This window comes from Moraxella sp. K127 (assembly GCF_015223095.1).
In the GTDB taxonomy this organism is placed as follows: domain Bacteria; phylum Pseudomonadota; class Gammaproteobacteria; order Pseudomonadales; family Moraxellaceae; genus Moraxella.
In genome coordinates this window covers 1-25,638 of record NZ_JADFBZ010000044.1, presented here as the reverse complement: position 1 = coordinate 25,638, position 25,638 = coordinate 1, and the positions used below count along the sequence as shown (strand labels likewise).

Annotated in this window: 23 protein-coding genes; 7 read left to right on the top strand and 16 right to left on the bottom strand. The window is 45.9% G+C overall.

Going from position 1 to position 25,638, the window contains the following annotated elements; genetic code table 11:
- Window positions 1-174: 174 nt before the first annotated feature.
- Both lspA and IM753_RS09885 read left to right on the top strand, forming a co-directional pair.
- Window positions 175-720: a signal peptidase II gene (lspA, locus tag IM753_RS09890; protein ID WP_083108415.1), complete on the top strand. Its 546-nt coding sequence runs from the start codon at window positions 175-177 to the stop codon at window positions 718-720.
- Between the two features lie 134 nt (window positions 721-854).
- The gene (locus IM753_RS09885; protein WP_194109212.1) at window positions 855-5,186 is read left to right on the top strand and encodes a S8 family serine peptidase; all 4,332 of its coding nucleotides are present in this window, start codon (window positions 855-857) and stop codon (window positions 5,184-5,186) included.
- A gap of 60 nt (window positions 5,187-5,246) precedes the next feature.
- Here the strand turns inward: IM753_RS09885 and IM753_RS09880 are convergent, their stop codons facing one another.
- From IM753_RS09880 to IM753_RS09850, 7 genes are all read right to left on the bottom strand, one after another.
- Entirely contained in the window at window positions 5,247-6,011 is a 765-nt protein-coding gene (locus IM753_RS09880) for a sulfite exporter TauE/SafE family protein (protein ID WP_062498837.1), read from the bottom strand.
- A 149-nt stretch (window positions 6,012-6,160) separates the two neighbouring features.
- Complete coding sequence (locus IM753_RS09875) at window positions 6,161-6,409, bottom strand: DUF2789 family protein (protein ID WP_062498838.1); 249 nt, start codon at window positions 6,407-6,409, stop codon at window positions 6,161-6,163.
- A 138-nt stretch (window positions 6,410-6,547) separates the two neighbouring features.
- Entirely contained in the window at window positions 6,548-7,045 is a 498-nt protein-coding gene (locus tag IM753_RS09870) for a YggT family protein (protein WP_227514744.1), read from the bottom strand.
- Window positions 7,046-7,327: 282 nt separating this feature from the next.
- A complete protein-coding gene (proC, locus tag IM753_RS09865) occupies window positions 7,328-8,170 on the bottom strand; it encodes a pyrroline-5-carboxylate reductase (protein WP_065256430.1) in 843 nt (280 codons plus the stop codon).
- Between the two features lie 78 nt (window positions 8,171-8,248).
- Complete coding sequence (gene tilS / locus IM753_RS09860) at window positions 8,249-9,706, bottom strand: tRNA lysidine(34) synthetase TilS (protein WP_065256431.1); 1,458 nt, start codon at window positions 9,704-9,706, stop codon at window positions 8,249-8,251.
- Between the two features lies 1 nt (window position 9,707).
- Entirely contained in the window at window positions 9,708-11,600 is a 1,893-nt protein-coding gene (parE, locus tag IM753_RS09855) for a DNA topoisomerase IV subunit B (RefSeq protein ID WP_065256432.1), read from the bottom strand.
- Window positions 11,601-11,666: 66 nt separating this feature from the next.
- Window positions 11,667-12,032 (bottom strand): helix-turn-helix domain-containing protein, encoded by a 366-nt coding sequence (locus IM753_RS09850; RefSeq protein ID WP_065256433.1) that lies wholly within the window; start codon window positions 12,030-12,032, stop codon window positions 11,667-11,669.
- A gap of 112 nt (window positions 12,033-12,144) precedes the next feature.
- On the opposite strand from IM753_RS09850, the gene IM753_RS09845 reads away from it, so the two are divergent.
- Genes IM753_RS09845 through IM753_RS09835 form a run of 3 tightly spaced genes read left to right on the top strand, consistent with a single transcriptional unit; the run spans window position 12,145 to window position 14,499 of the window.
- Window positions 12,145-12,972 carry a Sir2 family NAD-dependent protein deacetylase gene (locus IM753_RS09845; RefSeq protein ID WP_194109211.1) on the top strand — a complete coding sequence of 276 codons (828 nt, stop codon included), beginning with the start codon at window positions 12,145-12,147 and terminating at the stop codon, window positions 12,970-12,972.
- On the top strand, window positions 12,969-13,595 hold the full coding sequence (locus IM753_RS09840) for an HD domain-containing protein (RefSeq protein ID WP_065256435.1): 627 nt from the start codon (window positions 12,969-12,971) through the stop codon (window positions 13,593-13,595). The genes IM753_RS09845 and IM753_RS09840 overlap by 4 nt, the downstream gene beginning before the upstream one ends.
- Window positions 13,588-14,499 carry a hypothetical protein gene (locus tag IM753_RS09835; RefSeq protein WP_065256436.1) on the top strand — a complete coding sequence of 304 codons (912 nt, stop codon included), beginning with the start codon at window positions 13,588-13,590 and terminating at the stop codon, window positions 14,497-14,499. Before IM753_RS09840 ends, IM753_RS09835 begins: the two co-directional genes overlap by 8 nt.
- Window positions 14,500-14,505: 6 nt before the next feature.
- Here the strand turns inward: IM753_RS09835 and IM753_RS09830 are convergent, their stop codons facing one another.
- The gene (locus tag IM753_RS09830; RefSeq protein ID WP_065256437.1) at window positions 14,506-15,453 is read right to left on the bottom strand and encodes a GlxA family transcriptional regulator; all 948 of its coding nucleotides are present in this window, start codon (window positions 15,451-15,453) and stop codon (window positions 14,506-14,508) included.
- On the bottom strand, window positions 15,453-16,142 hold the full coding sequence (locus IM753_RS09825; RefSeq protein ID WP_065256438.1) for a hypothetical protein: 690 nt from the start codon (window positions 16,140-16,142) through the stop codon (window positions 15,453-15,455). Before IM753_RS09825 ends, IM753_RS09830 begins: the two co-directional genes overlap by 1 nt.
- Window positions 16,143-16,322: 180 nt before the next feature.
- Here IM753_RS09825 and IM753_RS09820 point away from each other — a divergent pair, with 180 nt between their 5' ends.
- A complete protein-coding gene (locus tag IM753_RS09820) occupies window positions 16,323-16,823 on the top strand; it encodes an isochorismatase family protein (protein ID WP_065256439.1) in 501 nt (166 codons plus the stop codon).
- Window positions 16,824-16,892: 69 nt separating this feature from the next.
- On the opposite strand, the gene IM753_RS09815 is transcribed toward IM753_RS09820, so the two are convergent.
- The 5 genes from IM753_RS09815 to IM753_RS09795 form a co-directional block, all read right to left on the bottom strand.
- Window positions 16,893-17,951: an NAD(P)-dependent alcohol dehydrogenase gene (locus IM753_RS09815; RefSeq protein ID WP_194109210.1), complete on the bottom strand. Its 1,059-nt coding sequence runs from the start codon at window positions 17,949-17,951 to the stop codon at window positions 16,893-16,895.
- Between the two features lie 130 nt (window positions 17,952-18,081).
- The gene (locus tag IM753_RS09810; RefSeq protein ID WP_065256441.1) at window positions 18,082-19,068 is read right to left on the bottom strand and encodes an LLM class flavin-dependent oxidoreductase; all 987 of its coding nucleotides are present in this window, start codon (window positions 19,066-19,068) and stop codon (window positions 18,082-18,084) included.
- An 83-nt stretch (window positions 19,069-19,151) separates the two neighbouring features.
- A complete protein-coding gene (locus IM753_RS09805; protein ID WP_065256442.1) occupies window positions 19,152-19,409 on the bottom strand; it encodes a cyclophilin-like fold protein in 258 nt (85 codons plus the stop codon).
- Complete coding sequence (locus IM753_RS09800; RefSeq protein WP_227514745.1) at window positions 19,390-19,848, bottom strand: cyclophilin-like fold protein; 459 nt, start codon at window positions 19,846-19,848, stop codon at window positions 19,390-19,392. The genes IM753_RS09805 and IM753_RS09800 overlap by 20 nt, the downstream gene beginning before the upstream one ends.
- Before the next feature lie 57 nt (window positions 19,849-19,905).
- A complete protein-coding gene (locus tag IM753_RS09795; protein ID WP_065256443.1) occupies window positions 19,906-20,988 on the bottom strand; it encodes an alpha/beta hydrolase in 1,083 nt (360 codons plus the stop codon).
- Between the two features lie 108 nt (window positions 20,989-21,096).
- Here IM753_RS09795 and IM753_RS09790 point away from each other — a divergent pair, with 108 nt between their 5' ends.
- On the top strand, window positions 21,097-21,990 hold the full coding sequence (locus tag IM753_RS09790; protein ID WP_065256444.1) for a LysR family transcriptional regulator: 894 nt from the start codon (window positions 21,097-21,099) through the stop codon (window positions 21,988-21,990).
- Between the two features lie 54 nt (window positions 21,991-22,044).
- On the opposite strand, the gene IM753_RS09785 is transcribed toward IM753_RS09790, so the two are convergent.
- Complete coding sequence (locus IM753_RS09785) at window positions 22,045-24,036, bottom strand: choline BCCT transporter BetT (protein ID WP_065256404.1); 1,992 nt, start codon at window positions 24,034-24,036, stop codon at window positions 22,045-22,047.
- A gap of 281 nt (window positions 24,037-24,317) precedes the next feature.
- Window positions 24,318-25,430 (bottom strand): S-(hydroxymethyl)glutathione dehydrogenase/class III alcohol dehydrogenase, encoded by a 1,113-nt coding sequence (locus tag IM753_RS09780; protein ID WP_194109213.1) that lies wholly within the window; start codon window positions 25,428-25,430, stop codon window positions 24,318-24,320.
- Between the last annotated feature and the right edge of the window lie 208 nt (window positions 25,431-25,638).

Here is a 25,638-nt window from a genome sequence, read left to right as displayed (position 1 = left end):
TAATTACAAGGGGCGAATTGTAATTCGCCCTTATGATAGTAAGGTGCGTAATATGCACCTACGCCCCATTAAAAAGCAAGGCAAAAAATAAACGGATAATGACTTATTTTATTGCCAAAAAAGAAATGCTTGATGACACACCTTATCACCCAAAAACTTTAAGAAATTTTTATTATGTCAGAAAATACCCAAAACAGCACCACCCCACCGATACAGCCCAACGCCAATAAAGCCACGCTTTATTATCTTATTGGGCTTGTCGTACTTATCCTTGACCAAGCGACCAAGATTTTTTTTGAAAAATGGCTTGTGGTAGAAGGCAATAGCGTAAGCGTCATTGAGCCGATTTTAAACTGGACGCTTGCCTACAACCGTGGGGCGGCGTTTAGCTTTCTTGCCAATCAAGGCGGTTGGCAAAAGTGGTTTTTTGCCGTGTTGGGGCTTTTGGTATCAGCATTTATCATGGTCTACCTTCGCAAAATTCCCAAAAATGCCAAAATTTTGGCATGGGGGCTTGCTTTGGTGTTAGGTGGGGCAATTGGCAATGTCATTGACCGCTTTTTATATGGTCATGTGATTGATTTTATTCATGTTCATTATGCCAATATGTGGCATTATCCTGTGTTTAATGTGGCGGACATGGCGATCATGGGCGGTATGGGACTTGTGATGGTGGACATGCTATTTTTGGAAAATAAACGTAAAAATGGCGTATCATGATGGATTTTGCCCATGTTTAGTCATTTTATACAAAGAATGCACTTAAATTGACTTAATCTTTTTTACAAAAGCGACCAAAAAGTGTTACAATGGAATGGTCTGTAAACATTCATTTTGTATACATAGGTAATTGTATGAACATCAACCATCGTTTTATCCTAAGACCCCTTGCCGTATCGGTTTTTGTGGCAATGAGTGCCACAGGCTGTGCCATTGATGATGACATGAATGCCACACGACATGCCAATCTCATCATCAATCATGCCGACCCACTTGCCATCAGTGCCAAAGAAGCACACAAGCGTGCCGAACTTGCAAAAAACGTCTACGGCGATGCCATCAAACATGCCAAAGAAGCGATAAAGACCGCTCAAATCGCCGATGCCAAACTTGCCAATCAAGCAAACGACCTGCAAAATACCATCAATAACAAATACCACGCTTGGCTAGAAATTGAAAAAGAAGCTCAATCACTTGCCAAACAAAAATATCAAGCAGGGCTTGACAACGATAATGCCAAAAAAGCGGAACTTGCCAAACTTGAAGCCCAAAAGCAGGCTCATGCCAAGCAGTTATTTGCCGAACTTGAAGCTGCCAAAGTACAGGCTAATGAACTGTTAGAACAGGCACGCATCGCTAAGGAAAATCACCTAAACGCTGAACAAGCAAAAGCCCAAGAAGAGGCTAAGAAAAAAGCCGAAGAAGAGGCCGCCAGACGTGCCCAAGAAGCAGCAAAACAGTTGGCACAGACCAACACCCAAATTGACATTGCCATCGCCACCAATAAGACAGCGACCAACACACTGGGCAATGCAAATGCTCAAACCAAACAAGCCCAAACCCAAGCAGACAGCCCTGATACTGCCCAGCATGCCATCAGCCAAGCCCAAAGTGCCTTGGATGCCGCCAAAGCCACGAGCAACCAAGATGCCATCAGCCGTGCTCAGAACGCTCTAAACACCGCTAATGCCACCCTAACACAGGCTCAACAAGCCGAACAACAAGCAGGGGACATCATCACACAGGCACAAAGCGTCATTGACAATCACAACGCCGAACAAAACAACCAAAACAACGACAAAATCAACACCATCGTCGCCAACGCCACAGCCATCCATCAGCAGGCAAGTAATGTCATGGATGGGCTAGACGCCACCCAACAAACTGCCGATACTGCCACCACGCAGGCAAATGCCTTGGTCACCACTCAAAACGCTCAAAGCACCGCCAATACCGCCCAAGCCCAAGCAGAACAAGCCCAAGCCCAAGCAGAACAAGCCCTAACGGATGCCAAAAAAGCACTTGCAGATGCCCAAGCCATCAGCTCTGATAATGATGCCATCAATGCCGCCAAAACCGCTGTGGCGACTGCCGAAGAAGCACTAAACCGTGCCAAAGCGATAAAAGCACAGACAGAAGCCGTTGCCGAGCAAATCGCCATCACCGAAGCTCGTGCCTATGTCGCCCCCACGGATGATGATGTCATCAAAAAACAACAGCCCACTTATGAGCGTCACGCCAACATCGCTCAGCCTATCGCCCATTCAGAGACAATCACTGGCTACTCTGATATGGATTTGTGGGTTAAAAATAAGAACAGAACCGCTGGCAACAAAACAGAGATTTTTTATGGACTCAACCAACAACAATACGCCAACAAACTCCATGAGCTAAAAACCGCCATCGACACCACGTCGCTTGGTGTGGGCGTGATAGACACAGGGGTCAATCCTGACAACCCCGACCTTGTCGGAGCCAATCTGAGTGGCACCAACTTAGTGGATTGTTCTGCCAGCAACCGCTGTGCCAATCACCTGTCTTATGCACAGTACAAACCTGTCGATTCACACGGCTCTAAGATGGCAGCCATCATCGCAGGTAATAACGGCATGACCAATGCCACCATTCACGCTTATACCGATGGCGATAAAAGCAATGAAGGCGATGAATTCACCGCCATGCTAAAACTGAACAAAACTCACGGCGTCCAGATTTTTAATAACTCATGGGGCTACACACCAGGTGCCAACGAAAGTGATAATATATGGCTAAACACCGCCAAAAAGCATACCCCTGATGGCGACACCAAAAACAGTGAACATCCGCAGGTTCGAGCCATTCATGAGCTGATTGTCAATAGAGATGCTCTACTCATCCACGCCACAGGCAATGAGACCAAAGAGACAACCTACGGAGAAAGACTCATTCCTGAGCTTAATCCCATCTTTAAAAAGGGCTTTTTGGCAGTGTCATCACCTCGTGAAGATTTTGCCCATGCCAATTACTGTGGTCAAGCCGCCACATGGTGTCTGGCAGCACCATCCACAAGTTACAGCCATAATAACGAGGGTAAATTAGAGCTTTATGCAGGTACATCTCCTGCCACAGCTCGTGTTACAGGCACAGCCCTATTGGTCAAAGGGGCTTATCCTTGGATGAAAAATGAAAATCTGGTACAGACCTTACTTAGCACCGCTCAGGATTTTGATGACATCAAAAAAAGAAGTGCCACATATTTATCTCTTGTGCCAGTAAAAGAGTCAAAGATTAATGATAAACAACCAATTTATGAAACCACTGATGACAAAGGCAACAAAATCATCCTTCAAAAAGCTGAGACACCATGGCAAGAGCGTAACGCCATTGATAATATCGGCGGCAAAAACATCACATTGCAAACTGGTTGGGGTCTGTTAGATACGGTTGCTGCCACCCAAGGCTATGGTGGTTTTTATTGGAATAATGTCGTGTTGGACGTCAGTGGCAAAGATACCGTTTCTGTTTTTTCTAACAACATCGAAGGCAAATACGGCTTTACCAAAGCAGGTGATGGCAAACTTGTCCTAACAGGTAATAACACTTACAAGGGCGATACCGTCATTACTGATGGCACCCTTGAAATCAACGGCAATAACGGCAACTCAGTCATCAATGTCACAGGTGGCGAGCTGACAGGCTATGACACAACGGGCAACGTCAGACAAACCGGTGGTACGGTCAATAACGAAGGCAATCTAAGCATTCATGGCACTTATACCATGGATGGCAACAGCACCTTTAAAGCCAAATTTGGTAATCTTTTGACCGTTACCGAAAAAGCCACTTTGGACGGCACGCTGGACTTGTATGATGAAATCCAAGATGGACTCATCAAAGAGACCGGTTCAAAAAGCACCGTGCTAAGAGCAGGCGAGCTAAGCGGTACTTTTGACACCGTCACATCCAGCAACGCCCTATTTAGCATCATCAAAACCGAATACAGTGGCACAGTCGGCACCGATGGCAAGACCACGCCTGATGCCACCACCAAAACTGATGTGGTCGTCAGTGCCAAACGCAACAAACTGACCAACATGGGCAGTGGTAGCAATGTCAGCATCGGGCGACGTATGGTTGAGCAAAACATAGACAAAGTGCTTAGCGAACTAGATACCAAAGATGATGCAGGCACACTTACCACCAACGAGAAAGCCTTTGCCATAGGTTTTGCCAACAAAATGTCAATGGCAACCAACAAATCCTTGCTTAACACATCTGGCACGCCTGCCGTGATTGGCGACAGATATAACGAAGCCTTATTTGCCCTTGACCCTGCTTTTTATGCCAACAACGCCGTCCACGCCATCGAGCAAAGTAGCACCCAAGCGACCAATTTTGCCAAAAACATGGCAGACACCCCCAATGGCGTGTGGCTACAAAGCACCTATCAAGAATATGAGCTTGACCTGCCAAGCAGTCAAAGCGAGCGTGAAGTTCGAAACCAAAGCATTGGCGTGGCAAAAACAGGCGAGCGTTTTGGCTTAGGTTTACAGCTTGACCTAGGTCGCCTTGAACTGGATGAGCAAAACGGCAACACCAATCACAACATCAAAACAGACGTCGCCGCCGTAACTGTGGGTGTTAATGGCGATGTAGGTAACAACATCAAAGGCACCCTATGGGCAAAAGCAGGTGTGTTGGGCAGTGATGCCAAAAACAACACCCGTGCCAAACAAAAATATGACGGTCAGCTCTATGCTGGCGGTATCCACCTTGGCACATCACACGCTCTAAGCCCCAACGCCAGCATCAAGCCATACATCGGGGTCAGCTATCATCAATATCAGCATGACAATACCCACTTTGATGACGGTGTTGTGGTAGTCAAAGACATCGATGCCACCCGTTGGCAAGGCACCATTGGTGTAGATACCCAGTATCAAATCAGCCCCCAATGGCAAGTCCAAGCAGGACTACAATACGACAACGTCTTTAAACAAGACGCCACCGTTACCAGTGCTTACTCAGGCACCAACACCGATGTCGCTTTTGATGCATGGGAGACTGGCAAAGACAAAATCCAAGCCAGCGTTGGCACCAGCTATCAGATCGACCCAAGAAACCGAGTCAGCCTAGATTATGACTACTTTAAAAGCGAAAAGTCAGATGGCGACCGTGTACAGCTTACCCTAAGCAGTCGTTTCTAAGTCATCGTACAAGCATAAAAAACGGTTCAACATTGAACCGTTTTTTTGTTTTCAAGCTTTTTATAAAATCCGAATGCCCTGCCACAACGCATAAACGCCCAACGCCAGCAACATCACAGCAATGGCATGATTAAAAATCTCTTGGGAGAGTTTATTTCTAATATATGAGCCGATATACACAAAAAATAGCGAAATAAAAATCACAATGCCAAGTAGCCACATTTGCTTATTGCTAAACCCAATAATCACAGGGGCAAGCATGACGATTTGAATAATCTTGGTAATCAAAATGCTGATATTATTAACAATCACCATCTCATGTTTGGTGCGGTCAGTCCCCAACAAATAAACCATCAAAAACGCCACAATGGCATTGGTAACACCGCCGATAACCCCTGCAATAAACCCAAAAATTGCCATCGTAAGATTGTCTTTTTTAAATTTAATGCGATATTTGGTGTACTGGGTAATGACATAAAAAATCAGTGTAACACCCAAAAAAATTTTTAAATAACTCTCTGGGAATAGCAATAACAGCTTAACACCAATAATCCCACCGATAAAACTTGTCAAAAACAGCCAAAAATACTCTTTGCCGTATTTTAGGGTATTGCCAATAATCGTCCCGCCTGTACGTAGCATGATGAGATTTAAGACAATACACGGCACAACCACCATCGCCACCGCCACTTTTAATTCATAAAAACTGGCAATAATTGCCGTGCCGACAATGGGATAACCAAAACCGGTAATCCCATGCAACAACGCCCCAAGCACAAAAAAGACAATGATAATCCAATCATTATTATCAAACTGTGATAGCATGAACTGCCCTTATTCCAAATCATAAAAACGTGGGCAATTATCGCAAACTTTACCCAAAAAGTGATATGCACGATAAGTCATTGCTTATTCCAAAAACGAAAAACACCGCATAAAACGGTGTTTAACATCATTTAGATAAAGTGGTTAAATCAAGCAGGCTTATTGTCTTCATGTAAACGAGTGTTTAGCTCATCAATCACCAACGCCCACACAGCATCCAATTTCCACTCTTCTTGGATAAACATGAGCTGCTGTTCATCAAAAAACGGAGCTTCTTTTAAGGTTACGCCTTCTGGCAGTTGGTTTGCCTTGATAAAAGCATCAATCTCACTGTCTGAATTTGGCAGACCAAGCTGAGCAAATAGGTCGTTCATGGTGTGGTCGGCATTGTCTAACATGGCATTCTCCAAAAATAGTCCAAAGTAAATAAATGAATGGTAAGTCCTTAAACTTAGCTTTATTCTAACAAAATTTGGGCAAGGTATTGTGTACTTTATGTGCTGATTTTTATATAAATGTAAAAATCAAAGGCGAGCCTACACCAATGCCGACAAGATATTACCGCCCACAATGCGAATGCCCATCTCCAAAAGTGCCAACACCAAAATGGCAACCAATGTCGAAAAGTCAAGCATGCCCAGATTGGGCGTGATTTTGCGAAATGGGGCAACAATCGGCTCTGCCATCTGCATGATAAGCTCCATGAGTGGGTGCATGACCTGAAACAGCATGATGACCCAGCTTAGAATGACCGATGCAAGCACGATGTACTGAAACATGTCAATGAGCGAGAGTATCGCTGTCAAACTGCCACTAAAAAACAGTACAAGCGGGGTCATGGGCTTACCCAAAATGCTCGCCATGCCTGCAATCTTGATAAAAGTCAAAAGCAACATCAGCACCACCGCCGATGTGCTAAATCGCCCCTTACCCAAGTCAGGAAAAATCCGCCCAAACAGCGTAACCACTGCCGAGAGCATGTAGGTAACTTTGGCATAAGGGTGCTTGGGGTCAATCTCAGCGAACTGAAACATAAACCTTAAAAAACAAATGATTAAGGCAAAATTGACAACGACATTAAAAATAATGGTAATCGGTTCATTCATAAGTGGTAGTTTCTATCATCAGTCATTGTTAAAATGATGTGGGTTAAATAATATTGGCAAATTGTGATTAAATTTTAGTATGGTAAGGTGTGTACCACGCACCTTTTAAATTGATTTATCAAGGGCAAATAAACTACCCCTACAATCCAAAATAATGATTAAAAAATTAATAAGTTGCTATTTTAAGTTGGGAATGAAGTAAAATTTAAATTATTTATCATCAAACAATCCACCCAGCTCCACACTTCTGTCATAGCACGCCACCATCGCCCGCCCAAACGCACCGCCGACGTCATCACGCTCTAACGAAGCCAACGCCTGTGCGGTCGTTCCGCCTTTTGATGTTACGCTCATACGCAGTGCCTGTGGGTCGCCATCTTTGGTAAGCAGTCCTGCCCCTATCATGCTTTGCACCGCCAAACGATGAGCATCATCGGCAGTCAGCCCCATTGCCACCGCTTGGGCGGTCATGTGTTCTAGCACATAAAAAAAGTACGCAGGAGCAGAGCCTGCCACCGCCGTAACAGCGTGCAGTTTGGTCTCATCGTCCACCCACACCGCCATGCCACAGCTTGTCATGACTGCCTCGCACACGTCCCTATCGGACGGGCTTGCCGTCTCATCGGCATACAGCCCTGTCGCCCCTGCTCCCACCGCAGACGGTAGGTTTGGCATGGCACGCACCACACGCCCACAGCCTAAGGCTCGTTGGAGTGTCGCACATGGCACGCCTGCCAACACTGACAAGACGAGCTTATCCGCCAAATATGGGGCAAGGCTTGGGGCAACGTCCATCAGCACTTGGGGCTTAACGGCAAGCACCACCACGTCCGCCTTTGTGATGAGTTCATGGGCGGTGTCAGGTGTGGCGGTCAATACGCCTTGACTGGCGAACCATTCTCTCTTATCGGTATTTTTGTCCGACACGCCAACGGTCAAGGTCAAATCATGACAACGTTTGGCGGTCAATAACCCCCCAATCATCGCCCCTGCCATGTTACCGCCACCGATGAATACCACCGTTTTATTTTGTAATGCGTGAAAGTCCGTCATGTATTGTCCTATTATCACTCTTTTAAAATTCTAACCAATCCGCCATTTTACATGAAATGCCCCAATTGTGCAAAACTTTCACACTCTATCCACCACAAGCAACGTCCGCCCCCACCGTCCATCATCAAACGCCCCACGCAAGGCATGGAACATAGCACTGTCAGTCAGCCACCACTTATCCATGCTCATCACAAGCACCATCTCATCATGGACATACAGCCCCCACAGATTAGCACGGTGCCATGTGGGAATGCTTAGGCGTTGGTAGAGTTTTTTACCGCTTAATTTGGTAAAGCCGATGTGGGTTTGACCGTCCTTATCCATATACGGCTCATAAATCCGCAACCGCTCATCACGGCGAACAGGTCGAATATAAGCCGATTTATCCATCAACAATTCACGCAAACCATCATGAAAATCCATAAAAATGGCAAATGTGGCGTTTTGTTTTAGGATAATTTTAGATGAATTTAGGGCGATTTTATCATCACTCATCTCATTTTGTAATAACAACCACAGCTCGTGATGATAGCGATACAGGGCATTTTTATAACGGCACAGCACCACCGCCCTGCCATTACCATTCACGTCATCGCCATCATCACCGCCTTGCCAAAAAATCTGTGTGCTATGGTCGCCATCATCACGAGCGGTCAATGCTAGGGTATCGCTGACGGTCTGATAGCTGGGCGGTAGGGGGTTATCCGCTTGCACAAAAAACCGCACCACCGCCGACTGCTCATGTGCCGACAGCGTGCGTAATGCATGAATGTCCAAACAGCTCACAAAAGGCGTGTGGGTCGTATCAAGGGTGCATTTTTTAACCAATTCAAACACCGTTTCGCTGATGAGTGCGTAAGCGTCATTCATGAGATGTGCGGTGCGAGCGATGTTTTGGCGAACCTTGGGGTTTAGGGCGGTTAGGCGTGGTAAGATGTCATTACGGATAAGACTGCGAGCGTTGTCGGTCATCTCATTGGTCGGGTCGTCCACATAGGGCAAGGCGTGGGCGTGGGCAAATGCGGTAATCTCGTGCCGAGACACACCGAGCAAGGGGCGATGTAGGCTCATCGTCCGCCCTTGTACGGTTTTGGCTCGCCATGCTCTCATGCCTGATAAGCCCTGCACGCCTGCTCCATTAATCAGTCGCATAAGCACCGTCTCGGCTTGGTCATCGGCATGATGAGCCACCAGTAGCACGCCATCATCTGTCATCGCCCCCATGAGTGCTTGATAACGGGCGGTGCGTGCTGATGTTTCGGTTTTTTTGGTCAGTGTTAAAGGCAGAATTTGCCAGTCAAATCCATGCTCGTCCGCCCACGCTCCCACCAGTCTCGCCCAGTCGTCATTTGCCTGTTGCATACCGTGATGAACGTGCAGGAGCGTGGGCAGCCTGTCCAATTTACCCTGCTGATACAACAGATAACAGCCATACGCCAGAGCGAGCGAATCTCGCCCGCCACTACACGCCACATATAAAGGATAAGGCACGTCATTTAGGGCAGACAAGGCGGACAAAATGGGGCAAGCGGTCATCTTATACCGCCAAATCCGCCAAATCGCCCTTGCGTTCTAGCCACGCCTTGCGGTCGGACGCTCGTTTCTTTGCCAAAAGCATATCCATAACGCCACTTGTTGCAGTAAAATCATCAATATCAAGCTGTACCAAACGGCGGGTATCGGGGTTCATGGTCGTCTCACGCAAATGGTCGGGGTTCATCTCGCCCAAGCCCTTAAAGCGGGTAATTTGCGGTTTGCCTTTGGATTTTGTTTTTTTCAAAATGGCGTTCAATTCATCATCGTCCAAGGCATAATGCACGTCCTTGCCGATGTCAATGCGATACAGTGGGGGCATGGCGACAAACAAATGTCCTGCTTCCACAAGCGAGCGAAAATGCTTGACAAACAACGCACAAATAAGCGTGGCAATGTGCAAGCCGTCCGAGTCTGCGTCCGCTAGGATACAGATTTTTTCATAGCGTAATTCGGACAAATCGTCAGACGCTGGGTCTACCCCTATGGCAATGGCAATGTCGTGTATCTCTTGGCTAGATAGTACGGTGTCGTGTGAGACTTCCCATGTGTTTAGGATTTTGCCACGCAAAGGCAGTATCGCCTGAAAATGGCGGTCTCGGGCTTGTTTGGCTGAACCGCCTGCACTGTCGCCTTCCACCAAAAACAGTTCCGCCCCGTCTTTAAATTCGCCCTTACAATCGGCTAGTTTACCCGGTAAGGCAGGTCCTTGGGTGATTTTTTTGCGGGCAACTTTTTGGGCGGATTTGAGCCGTTTTCCTGCTTTACTAATGGCAAGCTCGGCAATGGCTTTGGCGGTGTCGGGGTGAGCGTTTAGCCATAGACTAAATGCGTCTTTGGCAAGGGTCTGCACGAGCGGAGACGCTTCACGGCTTGACAGGCGTTCTTTGGTTTGACCGCTAAACTGTGGCTCGGCAAATTTTAAGGACAAAATATAATTGACCCCGTCCCACACGTCATCGGCGGTTAGGCGGACGTTTCTGGGCAACAGACTATGAATTTCACAAAACTCACGTAGTGCGTCCGTAATGCCTGTGCGTAGCCCATTGACGTGCGTACCGCCTTGTGCGGTGGGGATTAGGTTGACATAGCTTTCGCAAATGGGCGTACCTGATTCGGGTAGCCACGCTATGGCAAAAGTCGCCCCACCACGTTCGCCCCCTGTCGGCTCTTGGCTAAAATAAAATGGCGTATCAGGGATAATGGCAAGCTCGCCAAGCTGTTCGGTCAAATACTGCACCACGCCGTCTGTGTATTGCCAGCTTTCGCTATCACTTGGTTCAATTTCACTAATAAAGTCAATTTTTAGCCCTGCCGATAGCACGGCTTTGGCTTTTAGGTTGTGTTTTAGCGATTTGATTGAAAATCTGGGATTGTCAAAATACTGCTCATCTACCCAAAATCGCACCTGTGTGCCACGTTTTTTCTTGGTGGGGGACGGCTCGTGGATTAGGGGCGTTGTCGGTACGCCATGCTCAAAACTCATCTGATACTGCGTGCCGTCTCGCCACACAACCACGTCCACACGCTTGGATAAAGCATTGACCACGCTAATGCCCACGCCATGCAAACCGCCACTAATGGCATAATTATCCGTGCTAAATTTGCCCCCTGCGTGTAGGCGTGTCAAGATGAGCTCCACGCCCGACTGCTTAAATTCAGGGTGAATGTCGGTGGGCATACCCCGTCCGTCATCAAGCACCGACAGCGAGCCGTCAGCGTGCAAGGTTACGGTGATGTGCTTGGCGTGTCCTGCCAACGCCTCGTCCACCGAGTTGTCAATAACCTCTTGGGCAAGGTGGTTGGGACGTGTGGTGTCGGTGTACATACCAGGGCGGCGGCGGACGGGTTCTAGCCCTTCTAGGACTTCTAGGTTTTGGGTGGTGTAGTTGGTCATTGTGCTTTTATGGATAATAAAAAGGGGTATTGTAACCGATTTTGGCGGTGTTGGGAATGTTGGGATTTAGCCGTTCACATTTACCACATCGCCATGCTCCGAACAATTCTTCCCACCCCAATCACACATCGCACGCACCACAGGCATTAAAGACAACCCCTTGTCAGTTAGGCTGTATTCTACTTTGGGCGGGATTTGCGGGTATTCTTTGCGATTGACCAAGCCGTCATTTTCCATTTCTTTTAGGGTGTTTGACAGCATTTTAAAGGTAATCGTACCACCCAAAAGTCGCCGTAATTCGTTGTATCGCACCACTTCATATTTTGCTAATACAAAAATAATCAACAATTTCCATTTGCCGTTAATAATAGACAAGGTGTAATTAAAATAAGGCGTTTCATCATCAAAACTAAGCGGAACAAAATCGGTCATCTCGTTATCCTTTTAACTATCCAAAAAGATAGTATCTACCAAAAAAGTGCATACTTGTTAAAAAAATCATATGAATTATAATAACCAAACTATCCACAAAAAGCAATGCGTTATGAATGAATTACAGCACGCCTTAGACAAAATCCACTCTGCCGACACGCTCATCATCGGGGCAAGTAACGGCTTATCCATTAGTGAAGGCATTCATATTTTTGGCTCAAACCAAGATTTTTATGACCATTTTGGCGACTTTGCCCAAAAGTTTGGCTTTAATAACATCATTCGGGGCTGTTTTTATCCTTTCAGGCAGCCTGAAAATTATTGGGCGTATTTTGCCAGACTTTATCATTATATGAACATCAAACGCCCCGTTACTATGGTGATGAATGATTTGTATCAGCTTGTCCAAGATAAAAATTATTTTGTTGTTACCAGTAATTTTGACAACCATTTTCGCCTAGCAGGTTTTGATGAAAATCGCTTGTTTGAAATTGAAGGCGTAGGCAAAGATTTAGAATGCCAAACCTGCCAAAGCGTATTTGACGGCACGGATATTTTGACCCAGTTGGCACAAATCGAAAATGGGGCAATTGCCACATCAGACATTCCCAAATGCCAAGAATGCAGTGGTGAATTAAAAATCCACGTTCAGCTTGATGAGCATTTTGTTTTTGATAAAACATGGCAACAAAAAAGACACGCCTATCAAGACATATTGGCACAGGGCAAACATGGCAATACGGTTTTATTGGAATTGGGCGTGGGCATAAGAAATCAGCTCATCAAACAACCTTTTATGCAATACACCTACCAAAATCCCAATGCCTTTTATATCAGCATCAATAAAGGCGAGCTGTGGATACCCGATGAAATCGCAAATCGGTCGGTGGGGGTTAATGGCGATTTGGCAAGTGTTATTCACGATTGGGCAACAAGATGACATTACAGCAATATTTACACGCCAATATTTTTAATCAAACAATTTATCAGCACCTGCAAAATGATTTTGACCATTGGTATGAATTGTTATGCCAAAAAATAGCATTTCATTTTGACAGTCATTTACACGGTATCAATCATTGTGGGCGAGTACTGTTATATGCCTTGATATTAGCAGATAAATTAGGGCTTGATGATAAAAGCAAAACCATACTTTGTCATACCGCCGTATTTCACGACAGCGAACGATTTGATGACGGTTATGATATCGGTCATGGCAAACGTGGGGCAGATGATTATAAAGATTATTGTCAAAAATATGAATTGCCTTTTTATATAGAAAGTTATTGGGCAAGTTATTATCATGACCTGCCTGATGATATTGGCATGAATGAAATTCCCAAACAGTCTGATAATAATAAAAACGCCCTATTTTTATATCGCTTATTTAAAGACGCAGACGCACTAGACCGTTATCGGCTGGGTTTGGACGCTTTGGATAAGAAGTTTTTAAGAATTAATGAAAGTAAACAATTGGCAGAATTTGGTAAACAGCTCGTGCTTGCAACCGAAGATGATGTGCCAAATTCTGTAAGCGAGTTAAAGGGGCTATTAAATGTCTAGATATGGGTTTAGTTTTGGTTCAGAAATTGCACCTGCTGGGGTGGATTTGGCGTATGACGACAAAATTCGCCTGTTTGCCGATAAATTGACACAAGCGGACGCCATTTTGGTGGGTGGAGCAAGTGGAATGTCGGCGGCGAGCGGTTTTCGCCATTATTATGAGCCTGATGAGCATTTTGTGCGTCAGATGAGTGCGTTTCGGGACAAATACGGCTATCAGAGCGGTTTTGACGGCTTGTATCATCGCTATCAAAACAGCCGTGAGCGGTGGGGATTTTTTGCCCATTGGATTAGCATGATTTTGGACGCTGATGTGGGTGAGACGTATACCGACATTGCCAAACTCATGAAAAATAAGACTTTTCATGTGATGACAACCAATCAGGATTTTCAATTTGAAAAAGTGTTTGACACCGATAAGGTCAGTGCCATTCAGGGCGACTGGCGGTATATTCAGTGCAGTCGGCGGTGTCATGATGAGATTTATGATGCCAGCGAGATTTATCCCAAGTTGGACAAACTCATCGATAATGACCTGTGCTTGGCAGACGAGCATATCCCCAAATGCCCAAAATGTGGACGAGAAATGGAGCCGTGGGTGCGTTCGCCCGTGTTTTTGGAAGGCAAAAAATACCAAGACGAATACCGCAAAATCCGTGAATTTTTGGACGAGTTTGGCGGTCAAAACATCGTATTTTTGGAACTTGGCGTTGGGCGAATGACCCCGATGTTTATCCAAGAACCGTTTTGGCAACTCACTCATCAACTCCCCAATGCTTTTTATATCACGGTTAATCCGCACCATGCCATTATCCCAAAAGCATTGGCACATAAGGGATTGGCGATACACGCCGATATTTTAAAAGTGCAAAAGGATACGCTTGGGGTGCTTGGGGTGGGTTAATGCATACTACCCACCCCCAAAACTTCTCCGCCACGCTTGCGGGGACACGCCAAATTTATCCTTAAACTGCATACGCAAATTACTCGCCGTACCAAAACCTGCCTTTTGGGCGATACGCTCCATATTATCATTGCTTGTTTCTAGGCATTCTTGGGCATAAGCTAGGCGTTTGGCGGTGAGCCACTCCGATAAGGTCATGTTAGTGGCGTTTTTAAAATGACGGTTAAAACTTCGTTTGGACAAATGCACCCTATCCGCCAACTCGTCCAATCGGTGCGTATCAGCCAGATTTTTACTCAAAAAATCAAGGAGCTCGTTAATCTTATCATCTTTGGTGTGGCTCGTTACAGGCATTTGCACAAACTGAGCCTGACCGCCTTCACGGTGTGGAGCGGACACATAGACCCGTGCCAAATGGTTCGCCACACTCACGCCATACAGCGTACGGATAAAATACAAACAGCAGTCCAGCCCAGCTGATGCCCCTGCCGACGTCAAAATGTTGCCGTCATCCACATACAGGCGATTGCCATCTAGGGCAATGTCGGCAAACTGCTCACGAAATGCCCACTCGCCTGCCCAATGCGTAACCACCGTACGACCTGATAATATGCCCGCATAGCCTAGCCCAAACGTGCCATAGCATAAGCCGATGATTTTTTTGCCGTTTTGGTGAGCCGATTGCAGTTTTTCCACAAATACCCTGCTTGGCATATCGCCCACCCACCCTGCAATCACGATGATGTCGGCACTATCCATAAGCGATAAATTGCCCTGCACGGCAATCTTTACCCCAAATTCGGTCATAATCGCACGACCGCTATCGCTACATACGCTAAATTCAAACAACGCCTTGCCGTCCACTTGAGCTTGAAACAGCGAAAATGGCAAATTAAAGACAAAATCGTTACAGCCGTTTTGGGCGTATAGGGTGAGTTTGGGTGGGGTGTGCATTATTTACTTATTTTTAATTTATCTACCGAAAAACTTTTTTCAAAACCATACATATCAATGATTTTGGCTTTGGTGTATTTTAAAGAAGTTTCATCTCCGTTAAAATTACAGACTTTTGCTTGTTCTTGTGTTTGCAATTCATCAATAACATCCTTATTTGCTAAATAAAACTCATGGATAGCTTCTAGCGATGCCTTATTAAATTTTCTAAATTTACAATCGGAAAATTGTCTAAAAGTTTCACAAAAATAAGTATCATACGCAGGTATAATAGCAAATACACCGAGCAATATCTTTGTAACCAACACTAACTCTCTTTCTGCATTTAGAATAACACGCTCTTTAACGTTTTCATAAAGGTTTAATATTCTTTCAATATTATCATTATAACCATCAACATCAATTTCCCAAACCGATATATCTTGGCTGTAAATATATTCAACCAAATCTTTTAAATAAAATGGATTTTTTTGCAATAAAAAACTTGACCCACGAAGCATCCCCCAACTTGCTAGGTAAGACCATAATACATAACAACTTTTCTCAATATCAATCTTATTATTGATTTTTGAAAAATAAAAATGCGAATAACAAAAATCAAAACTTCTATAACGGTGTTTTTCATCCTTATTTTTCTCCCAGAAATCATTAACCACATCTTGAATATCATAACATACAAAATTTTCCATATTAAACTCCCATGAATTGATAAAATAGAACCGCATTATAACATTTGCTCATTAAAATTGGAACAATTTCAAAACATAAAAACGGCAAAATCCTTGCGATAAATGGCAATATTGCCCATAGTCAAATCATATTACTTATCCTAAAATATCACCAAATCCATTTAATTTTAAGGCTATTTTATGAAAACCGCCCTATTAGTCATTGACGTACAAAACGAATATTTTGGCTCGGCAAATGGTAAATTTGACCAGTTCAACGTAGACGCTATCGCAAGCGACATCGCCAAACACGCCCAAAGCGTATCCGATAACGGCACGCTTGTCATTGGCGTTCAGCACATCATGGCGGAAGATTATCCGCTATTTGCCAAAGGCTCGCACGGAGCAGAACTGCATTCATCGGTAGCAGACATTTTGGCGGACAAACCGCTTGTACAAAAAGCCCACGCCGACAGTTTTTTAAACACGGGTTTGCTTGATATTTTAAAAGAACACGGCATTGAGCAGGTGGACGTATGCGGTATCATGACCCAAAACTGCGTAACCCACACCGCCTTATCGCCCCTTGCCAAGGGCTATAAAATCCGTGTCTTATCAAGCCTTTGCACCGCACCGAGTGAGCTTATCCACCAAATCGCACTGGGGGCATTAGCCGACCGTGATTGGATTGAAGTGGTTTAAATTTTTAAATCATAAAAAAACACCGCCCAACGATTCGCTGAGCGGTGTTTCCTTATTCCCCAAAGAGCCTTACCCCCTCAAACTCCCCATATCAATCACAAAGCGATATTTCACATCGCTTTTTTGCATACGCTCATAGGCGGTGTTAATGTCCTGCATATTTATCATTTCCACATCTGGCACGATATTATGCTCGGCACAAAAATCCAGCATTTCTTGGGTCTCGGCAATTCCGCCAATCACAGACGCAGAAATGCTACGGCGACCCATAATCATCGGCACGGTATTAATGGTTTGTTCCAGCTCGCCCACCAAACCGACCAGCACCAGCGTACCGTCCAAGGCAAGTGTCGGTACATAAGGCTTTAAATCGTGGGTGTATGGCACGGTGTCAATGATGACATCAAAGGTGCTGGCGACTTCCTTCATCTGATTTTCATCGGTGGATAGCACCACACGGCTCGCCCCCAAGTGGTAAGCGTCATCGGATTTGCCAAGCGAGCGGGTAAAGAGCGTAACGTCCGCCCCCATAGCATGGGCAAGTTTGACCGCCATATGCCCAAGTCCACCCAGTCCGACCACGCCCACTTTGGTGCCTTTGCCAACTTTCCAATAACGCAGGGGCGAGTAGGTGGTAATGCCTGCACACAGTAGCGGGGCGACCGCTTGGGTGTCCAGATTTTCGGATACTTTTAACACAAAATCTTCGCTCACCACGATAGACGTGCTGTAACCGCCTTGGGTCAGCGTGCCGTCATGGCGGTCAAGACTGCCGTAAATGCCTGTGTTGCCGTGTTCGCAGTACTGCTCCAAACCGTGCGAACAGGGCGAGCAGGTACGGCAAGAATCCACCATACAGCCCACACCCACCAAATCACCAACTTTAAATTTATGGGCGTTGTCGCCGACTTTGGCAATGCGTCCGATGATTTCGTGTCCGACCACAATCGGATAAGTGTGGGTAAAGCCCCAGTCGTTACGGGCGGTGTGCAAATCGCTATGGCACACGCCACAGTACATAATGTCAATCAGCACATCGTCTGCACGCAGTTCACGGCGTTCAAAACTGTGTGAGGCAAGTGGTGTGGTTGGGCTAAATGCGGCGTAGGATTGGGTGGGATAGGTCATGATGTTTCCTAGATGATTGAAAATATGGGTATTATAAAGGGTTTGGGTTATTTTGGAAAATTGATAATTGTGATATGTGGATATAGGGCAGATTGATAATGTTGCCTGTCTTGCATTTACCCATACCGCATTACCCATTTATCAATTCATACTCATCAACAATCTCTTTAAATAAACGATACGACTGGTGCATTTTGTCTTCGTCCCAAATATAGCCCGTACACATGATTTCGTCCACGCCTGCAAATTCTTGGCGAAACTTGGTGTATTGTTTGGCAACGGTCTGTTTGCTACCAATAAAAATCCCTGCCGTTTGCATGGCAATAGAACGCTCTTCGCTTGCCGAATAATAGTCAATCTGTGCCACAGGGGGCTGAATGGGAATGTTAATGCCACGTTGTTCATTTAAAAACAGTTGAATCAGCGTGCTGTTGTTATAATGGGCTTCTTCGTCCGTCTCGGCAACGGCAATGTTCCAGCAGATAATCACATAAGGCTTGGAGCAATGCTTAGACGGCTTGAAATTTTGGCGATAAATGGCAATCGCCTGCTGTTGCTCCATGGGCATAAAATGGGACGCAAACACATAAGGCAAGCCACGCTCGGCGGCAAAATAGGCACTTGTCGTGCTTGACCCCAACACATAAAGTGGAACTTGGGTATTCATCGCAGGTATGGCATTGACCCCATGGGGCTGTTCCGCCCCAAAATAGCCTTGCAAATCGGCAACGTCTTGCTCATGGTTGGTCGCCTGCCTGCGTAAAGCTCGGGCGGTCATGGGGTCAGCTCCCCTTGCTCGCCCCACCCCAATCTCCACACGGTTAGGATACAAGGTTGCCAGCGTGCCGTATTGCTCTGCCACAAGTAGCGGGGCGTGATTGGGTAGCATTACCCCGCCTGCCCCTGCCTTAATGCGGTCGGTATGGTGCAAAATCTGCCCCACCAAAATCTGCGTGGCGGTGCTGGCATAGGCTTTGATGTTGTGATGTTCGGCAATCCAATACCGCTCAAACCCAAGCTCATCGGCAAGGCGAGCTTCACGGAGCATGGTCTCAATGGCTTGTTTATGCGTTTGTCCTTGACGGACTGGCACAAGGCTAAGTGCGGATAATTTCATAATCATTCATCATAAGCAAATAAAAAGCCTATTATACAAAGATTGATATTATTATAAAAATTGATAATTGTTATATACAGGTATCAGTAAAAATGATTTATCCCGCTATTCATCTCATCACAAACCTTAATGGTTACTATGGCGTTATCAGGCAATGCGGTAAATTCATCCAAACCCTTATCAATTCTCCCAAAATAAACCAACCCTGATGCACTGCCAAAATTGCCCGTAAATATGGCTAAATTGCCCCAAGGGGCGTAGTAGGTCAAGTCGCCTGCTTGGGCAGAGTGGCTTTTGGGGTGTTTTGGGTGGAGTGATTGGCTAGTGGTTGATTTGAACATCAACTCTATCACGCCCCAATGCTTGATTTAATCCGTCCGTTTGGATAACTTTGCCAATGCGAGTATAGCGATAATCACTATAAAAACTTTCATAAAAAATCACCAACGTATCGCCTTGATACAGCATGACATCGCCAACATGAATTTGCCCCACAAGCTTGTCATTATTTGGCAATGCCTTTGGCAAGGTGGCAAATTTTTCATTGCCCAAATGGTCTTGCATGGATAATTGAAGTGGAAATAACTCAGTAAAGGCTTGGGCGGTTGGGTTGTCTTCTAACGCCACATCAAATGCTTGATTGTTTATGGTCAGTTTGACGGTTTGTGCCTTTGGGGTGGTAGGTTCATTCATTGATTGCTCCTGTGTGGACGGACTGTTTGGGGCTTGGGCATGACACGCCATTAAGCATAAACTTGCCAAAAACCATAATCGTTTCATCATCTCTCCAAAAATACCTGCCGTCCAAAACTCATCAGCATTCAGACGGCATTTTGTTTATTTTAAATTGGCTTTAAAAAACTGCTCAAATTTATCAAAGGGAATTTTACCTGCCTGATTGTCATACAAATCCACATGCGTGGCGTTTGGTACGATATACAGCTCTTTGTTGGTGCTGCCTAATGCTTTAAAAGCGTCTTCGCTAAAATAGCGACTGTGGGCATTTTCGCCATGCACGATAAGGGCTGGGGTTTGCATTTCTTGGGCGTACTGCAAAATCGGCATATTGATAAAAGCGATACTGCCTGTACTTGCCCATGAGCCGTTGGGATTAGAATTGACCGCTCGTGGGTGAAAGCCCCGTTTGGTGGTATAAAAGTCAGAATACTCTTTGATAAACAATGGCGTATCTGCTTTAAAATCTTCGGCTCTTAGATTATTCGCTGGCAACAAATCGGCATAGCCCTGTTGTGATGACTGGGTACGAGTGTGGCTTAGCTCCTGTCTCATCGTATGGCGGGCGGTTTTGTCCACGCTGTCGTTATAGCCGTTTGCCATGACACGGGTCATGTCGTACATGGTGCTGGTGGCAACCGCCTTAATGCGAGTGTCGCTAATCGCTGAATTTAAGGCAAATCCGCCCCAACCACACACGCCAAGCACGCCAATTTTGTTGCTATCTACGATGTCTAAATTTGCCAAAAAAGCCACACTTGCCGAAAAATCTTCGGTGTTAATCTCAGGGCTTGGCACATTTCTGGGTAGTCCTGAGCTTTCGCCTGTGTACGAACCGTCAAAGGCAAGCGTAACAAAACCACGCTCGGCAAGCGTTTGGGCGTACAATCCTGAAACCTGTTCTTTGACCGCCCCAAAAGGTCCTGATACGGTAATGGCAGGCAGTTTGTCTTTGGCGTTTTTAGGAATGTATAAATCGCCCACAAGGGTAATTCCATAGCGGTTTTTAAAGGCGACTTTGCGATGTTCCACCTTGTCCGATTTTGGAAAAACTTTATCCCAATCTTGGGTTAGTTTTATGGTTTGGGCGGGTATGGTAATTTCGCTGACAGATGTGGGGACAGGATTTGCCATGGCATTTACTCCTAACAATGTGGTTAATAATAAAGCGGTGCGGATTTTCATAAAAAGCCTATCAATTAAAAGATAAGTCATTGTATCAAGTTAAAAATACGATGATAATACGCTAAAAAGTTGATATACTATGAACTTGAAGTTAATAAATCCAATTTTATGCGTCAAAAAATCCAAAAAGAAAACTACAACGACTTATATGCCTTCTATATGGTCGCTTGTGAGAAAAATTTTAGTAAAGCGTCCGCCAAATTGGGCATTTCCGCTCCTGCTTTATCCAAAACCATTCGTCTTTTGGAAAATCGCTTGGGACTGCAACTTTTTAACCGCACCACTCGCACGGTTGCCCTAACCCAAGCAGGCGAACAGCTTTTTGCCACCGCCCAAAAGAGCTTTGCCAGCATTGACAGCGAGCTTGACCGCCTTGCCCATTACCGAGACACCCCAACAGGCACGGTCAAAATCACAGCAGGACTGCAAGTCATCATCGACATCTTCATCCCACGCCTTGCTCATTTTAATCATCAATATCCTGAGATTGTGCTTGAATTTCATGCCGAAAATCAGTTTGTGGACATCATCACACAAGGCTTTGATGCTGGCGTGCGGTTGGGTGATGATGTTGATGAAATGATGATAGCCACCAAAATCAGCGAGCCATTAAAAATGTGCGTGGTCGGCTCACCTGCCTTGTTTGAAAAACATGGATTTGTCAAAGCCATTAGCGAATTGGGACATTTTCCAAGTGTGGGCTATGTGATGAGTACGGGCAAATTGTACGAATGGGAATTTAGTGAGCATGGCGAAACGGTCAAAATCACACCGCCTGCCAACATTGTCTGTGATGATGACAACGCCATAAAAACCGCCTGCCTGCATGGGCTGGGCTTGGCGTATCTGCCAGAGAGTTTGGTAAAAAATGAGTTGGCGACAGGGGAGCTGATTGCGGTATTGCAAGCGTTTTGTCCGTCCTTGCCTGCTCTTTATTTGTATTATCCGCACCGCAAAGTCTCGCCTGCCTTGCGTGCGGTGATTGAATGTTTGAGAATATAACATGAAAAAAGGTACGAACTTCGCACCTTTTTATTATCATAAACACCAATATTTTTAACGCAAACTATGCAAAAAGTGCATATGGCGATGATATTGGCTCACGATGTCGTTGATGACCCCTTCGGTACTCCACCCCATGATGTCATAATCCTGCCCGCCTTCGCCCAAATGCACTTCGGCACGGTAGTAGGTCTGGGTGTCGTCATCGCTTGCGGTGCTTGTGTCATCATCGCTATGGACAAAATCAGGCTGGGCGTGGCTTGACAGACGCACCTTATAGACAAAGTCAATCTCATTGCCGTGATTGGTCAGCAGTACCACACTGCCTGATTTTTCATTTAAGACCTTAGCGTCCACACCCAAGCCCCGTAGCTCTTCTGCCACATCTTCACACGCCTGCTTAACGGTTGTATCAATAAAACGGCTCACCGCAGAGCGACTTGGAAAATTCATAATCACGTGTAGTCTTTCACGCCACACGCCACCGCCTTGGGCAGGTAGGGGTACGCTTAGGTTTTGTTGTAGGATTTCTTGCTTTTGGGCGTCCACATTTAGAGCCTTTAACAGCCCATACATGGCTATCATCAGCACGGTTACAAAGGGCAAGGCACTGGCGATTGCCATGGTTTGCAACGCCCCAAGACCGCCTGCCAGTAGCAGAGCAATGGCAACCACGCCTGCCCCGATTGACCAAAACAGGCGATAACGCACCCCACGACTGCCCTTACCATGCGAGCAAAGCATATCCATAACCAAAGCCCCAGAGTCGGCAGACGTGATAAAAAACACGATAATCATGGCAAGGGCAACATAGCTAAACAGCCCCGACATGGGCAGTTGTTCTAAAAAGGCAAATAAAGACAGCGATACGTCTTTGTTGATAATCTCGCCGAGCATGGTGTTGCCTTGATTTAAAATCATATCAATGGCAGAGTTGCCAAACACCGTCATCCACAAGAATGTAAAGCCGGCTGGGACAAACAGCACCCCAAGCACAAACTCACGAATGGTACGCCCACGAGACACACGAGCGATAAACAAACCGACAAATGGAGCCCAGCTTACCCACCAACCCCAATAAAAAATCGTCCAACCGCCAAGCCAATCGGTCTTGTCATAGGCATATAAGTTAAAGGTTAAGCCGACAATGTTTGAGATATACGAGCCGACATTTTGCACATAAGCCTGCATCAAAAACACCGTTGAGCCAGCAAACAGCACAAATAGTAGTAAAATCACCGCCAAGCCCAAATTAAGCTCGGAGAGCATTTTTACGCCCTTATCCAGCCCCGACATCACCGACACAGTCGCCAACGCACAGATGACCGCAATCAGCACCACTTGGCTCGTTGTCCCCACAGGAATGAACGAGAACAGATGATTGAGCCCTGTATTGACCTGCAACGACCCATAGCCCAAGGAAGTCGCCAAACCAAACAGCGTCCCCACCACCGCAAACACGTCCACCGCATGACCGATAGGACCATAAATCTTATCGCCGATAAGCGGATACAATGCCGAACGTAGGGTAAGTGGCAAATTATGCCGATAAGCAAAAAACGCCAAAATCAGAGCCACCACCGCATACACCGCCCAAGCGTGCAAGCCCCAATGGAAAAAGGTCAGTCGCATGGCTTGGCGAGCAGCGTCCACCGTGCTACCGTCCCCATGTGGCGGACTCAAAAAGTGCATGACAGGTTCTGCCACGCCAAAGAACATCAGCCCAATGCCCATGCCTGCCGAAAACAGCATGGCAAACCACGAAAAATTACTATAATCAGGGCGAGAATGGTCAGGGCCAAGCTTGATGTTACCCAGTTTGGATAAGCCCAAATACACACTAAACAGCAGTATCAGCCCCACCGTCAGCACATAGTACCAGCCAGCGTTATCCACAATTGCCGATTGTATGGCGTTAAAGGTTTTTTCTGCCAGCTCAGGCAGTAGCACCGCAAACAGACTGATAAAGGCAATCAGCCCTGCCGATGTCAAGAACACGGGCGGATTTAGCCCATGTTTGTGTTTTTTGGGTACAGGCGTACTCATATTACACTCCTTATTGTCAATGGTAGTGCAATAAAATATGGATAACGCCTAAATGACCTAATTAAAAACGATTGGTAAACACACCAATCCTATTCATATTTGATTGCACCAATGGGGTTAATTTTGAGCAACATTTGCACAAAATTTGTTAATATTCAAAGGATTGTAACATAATTTAGCCAAAAAATAAAATTTGGTTGAGAATTGGTATCATTATGATAAAAAAAGACCGCCCAATTTAAGACAGTCTTTTTTAACATCAAAACAATATTAAAACAACATCAAGAATAATGCACCACCGAACGAATCGATTTACCTTCGTGCATCAAATCAAACGCATCATTGATTTGGTCTAATGGCATGGTATGCGTAACAAAGGGCGACAAGCGGATTTTGCCACTCATGGCATCTTCCACCATTTTGGGCAACTGGGTGCGACCTTTGACACCGCCAAATGCCGTGCCTTTCCATGTTCTGCCCGTAACGAGTTGGAACGGACGAGTAGCAATTTCCTGTCCTGCCCCTGCCACACCAATAATCACCGACTGCCCCCAGCCACGATGAGCCGACTCCAACGCCGACCGCATGACTTCCACATTACCAATACATTCAAAGGTGTGGTCAATACCCCATTTGGTCATTTCAATCAGCACTTCTTGGATTGGCTTGTCAAAATCTTTGGGGTTTAGGCAATCGGTTGCCCCGAACTCTTTTGCCAAAGCGAATTTTTCAGGGTTGGTGTCAATGGCAAAAATCCGCCCAGCGTTCGCTTGTTTTGCCCCTTGAATCACTGCCAAACCGATACCGCCCAAGCCAAACACCGCCACAGAGTCGCCTGCCTGCACTTTAGCGGTGTTGTGTACCGCACCAATGCCTGTCGTTACTCCGCACCCAAGCAAGCAGACTTCTTGGGGATTGGCATCGGGACTGATTTTGGCAAGCGACACATCGGCAACCACCGTGTATTCGCTGAATGTGGAACAGCCCATGTAGTGATAAATCGGCTTGCCTTCGTATGAAAAACGGCTGGTGCCGTCTGGCATCACGCCCTTGCCCTGCGTGGCTCGTACGGCAACACACAGGTTGGTTTTGTTGGACTGACAAAACTCACATTCGCCACATTCTGCCGTATAAAGCGGAATGACGTGGTCGCCCACCGACACGCTCTCTACGCCTTCGCCCACTTCCACCACCACGCCCGCCCCTTCGTGTCCAAGCACGACAGGGAACAGCCCCTCTGGGTCAGCACCTGATAAGGTAAAGGCATCTGTGTGGCACACGCCTGTGTGGGTGATTTTGACCAAAACTTCGCCTTTTTTGGGGCGTTCTACGTCAATTTCTACAATTTTTAAGGGTTCGTTAGGGGCAAATGCCACCGCCGCACGGGATTTAATGGTGTTCATGGTGGATACCTGATTGTGAAAATGGCAACTATTATAAGGCGTTATAGATATTTTGGCTAATTGATAATTGTGATAGGTGGGTATTAATTAAAATGATACATCAGGTTTTCAGGCTGGCTGAACACTTTAAAATATCATAAAAATCCATTACAATAAATCAACTTAATTTCAGATACTTAAAAAAATAATATGTCCAACA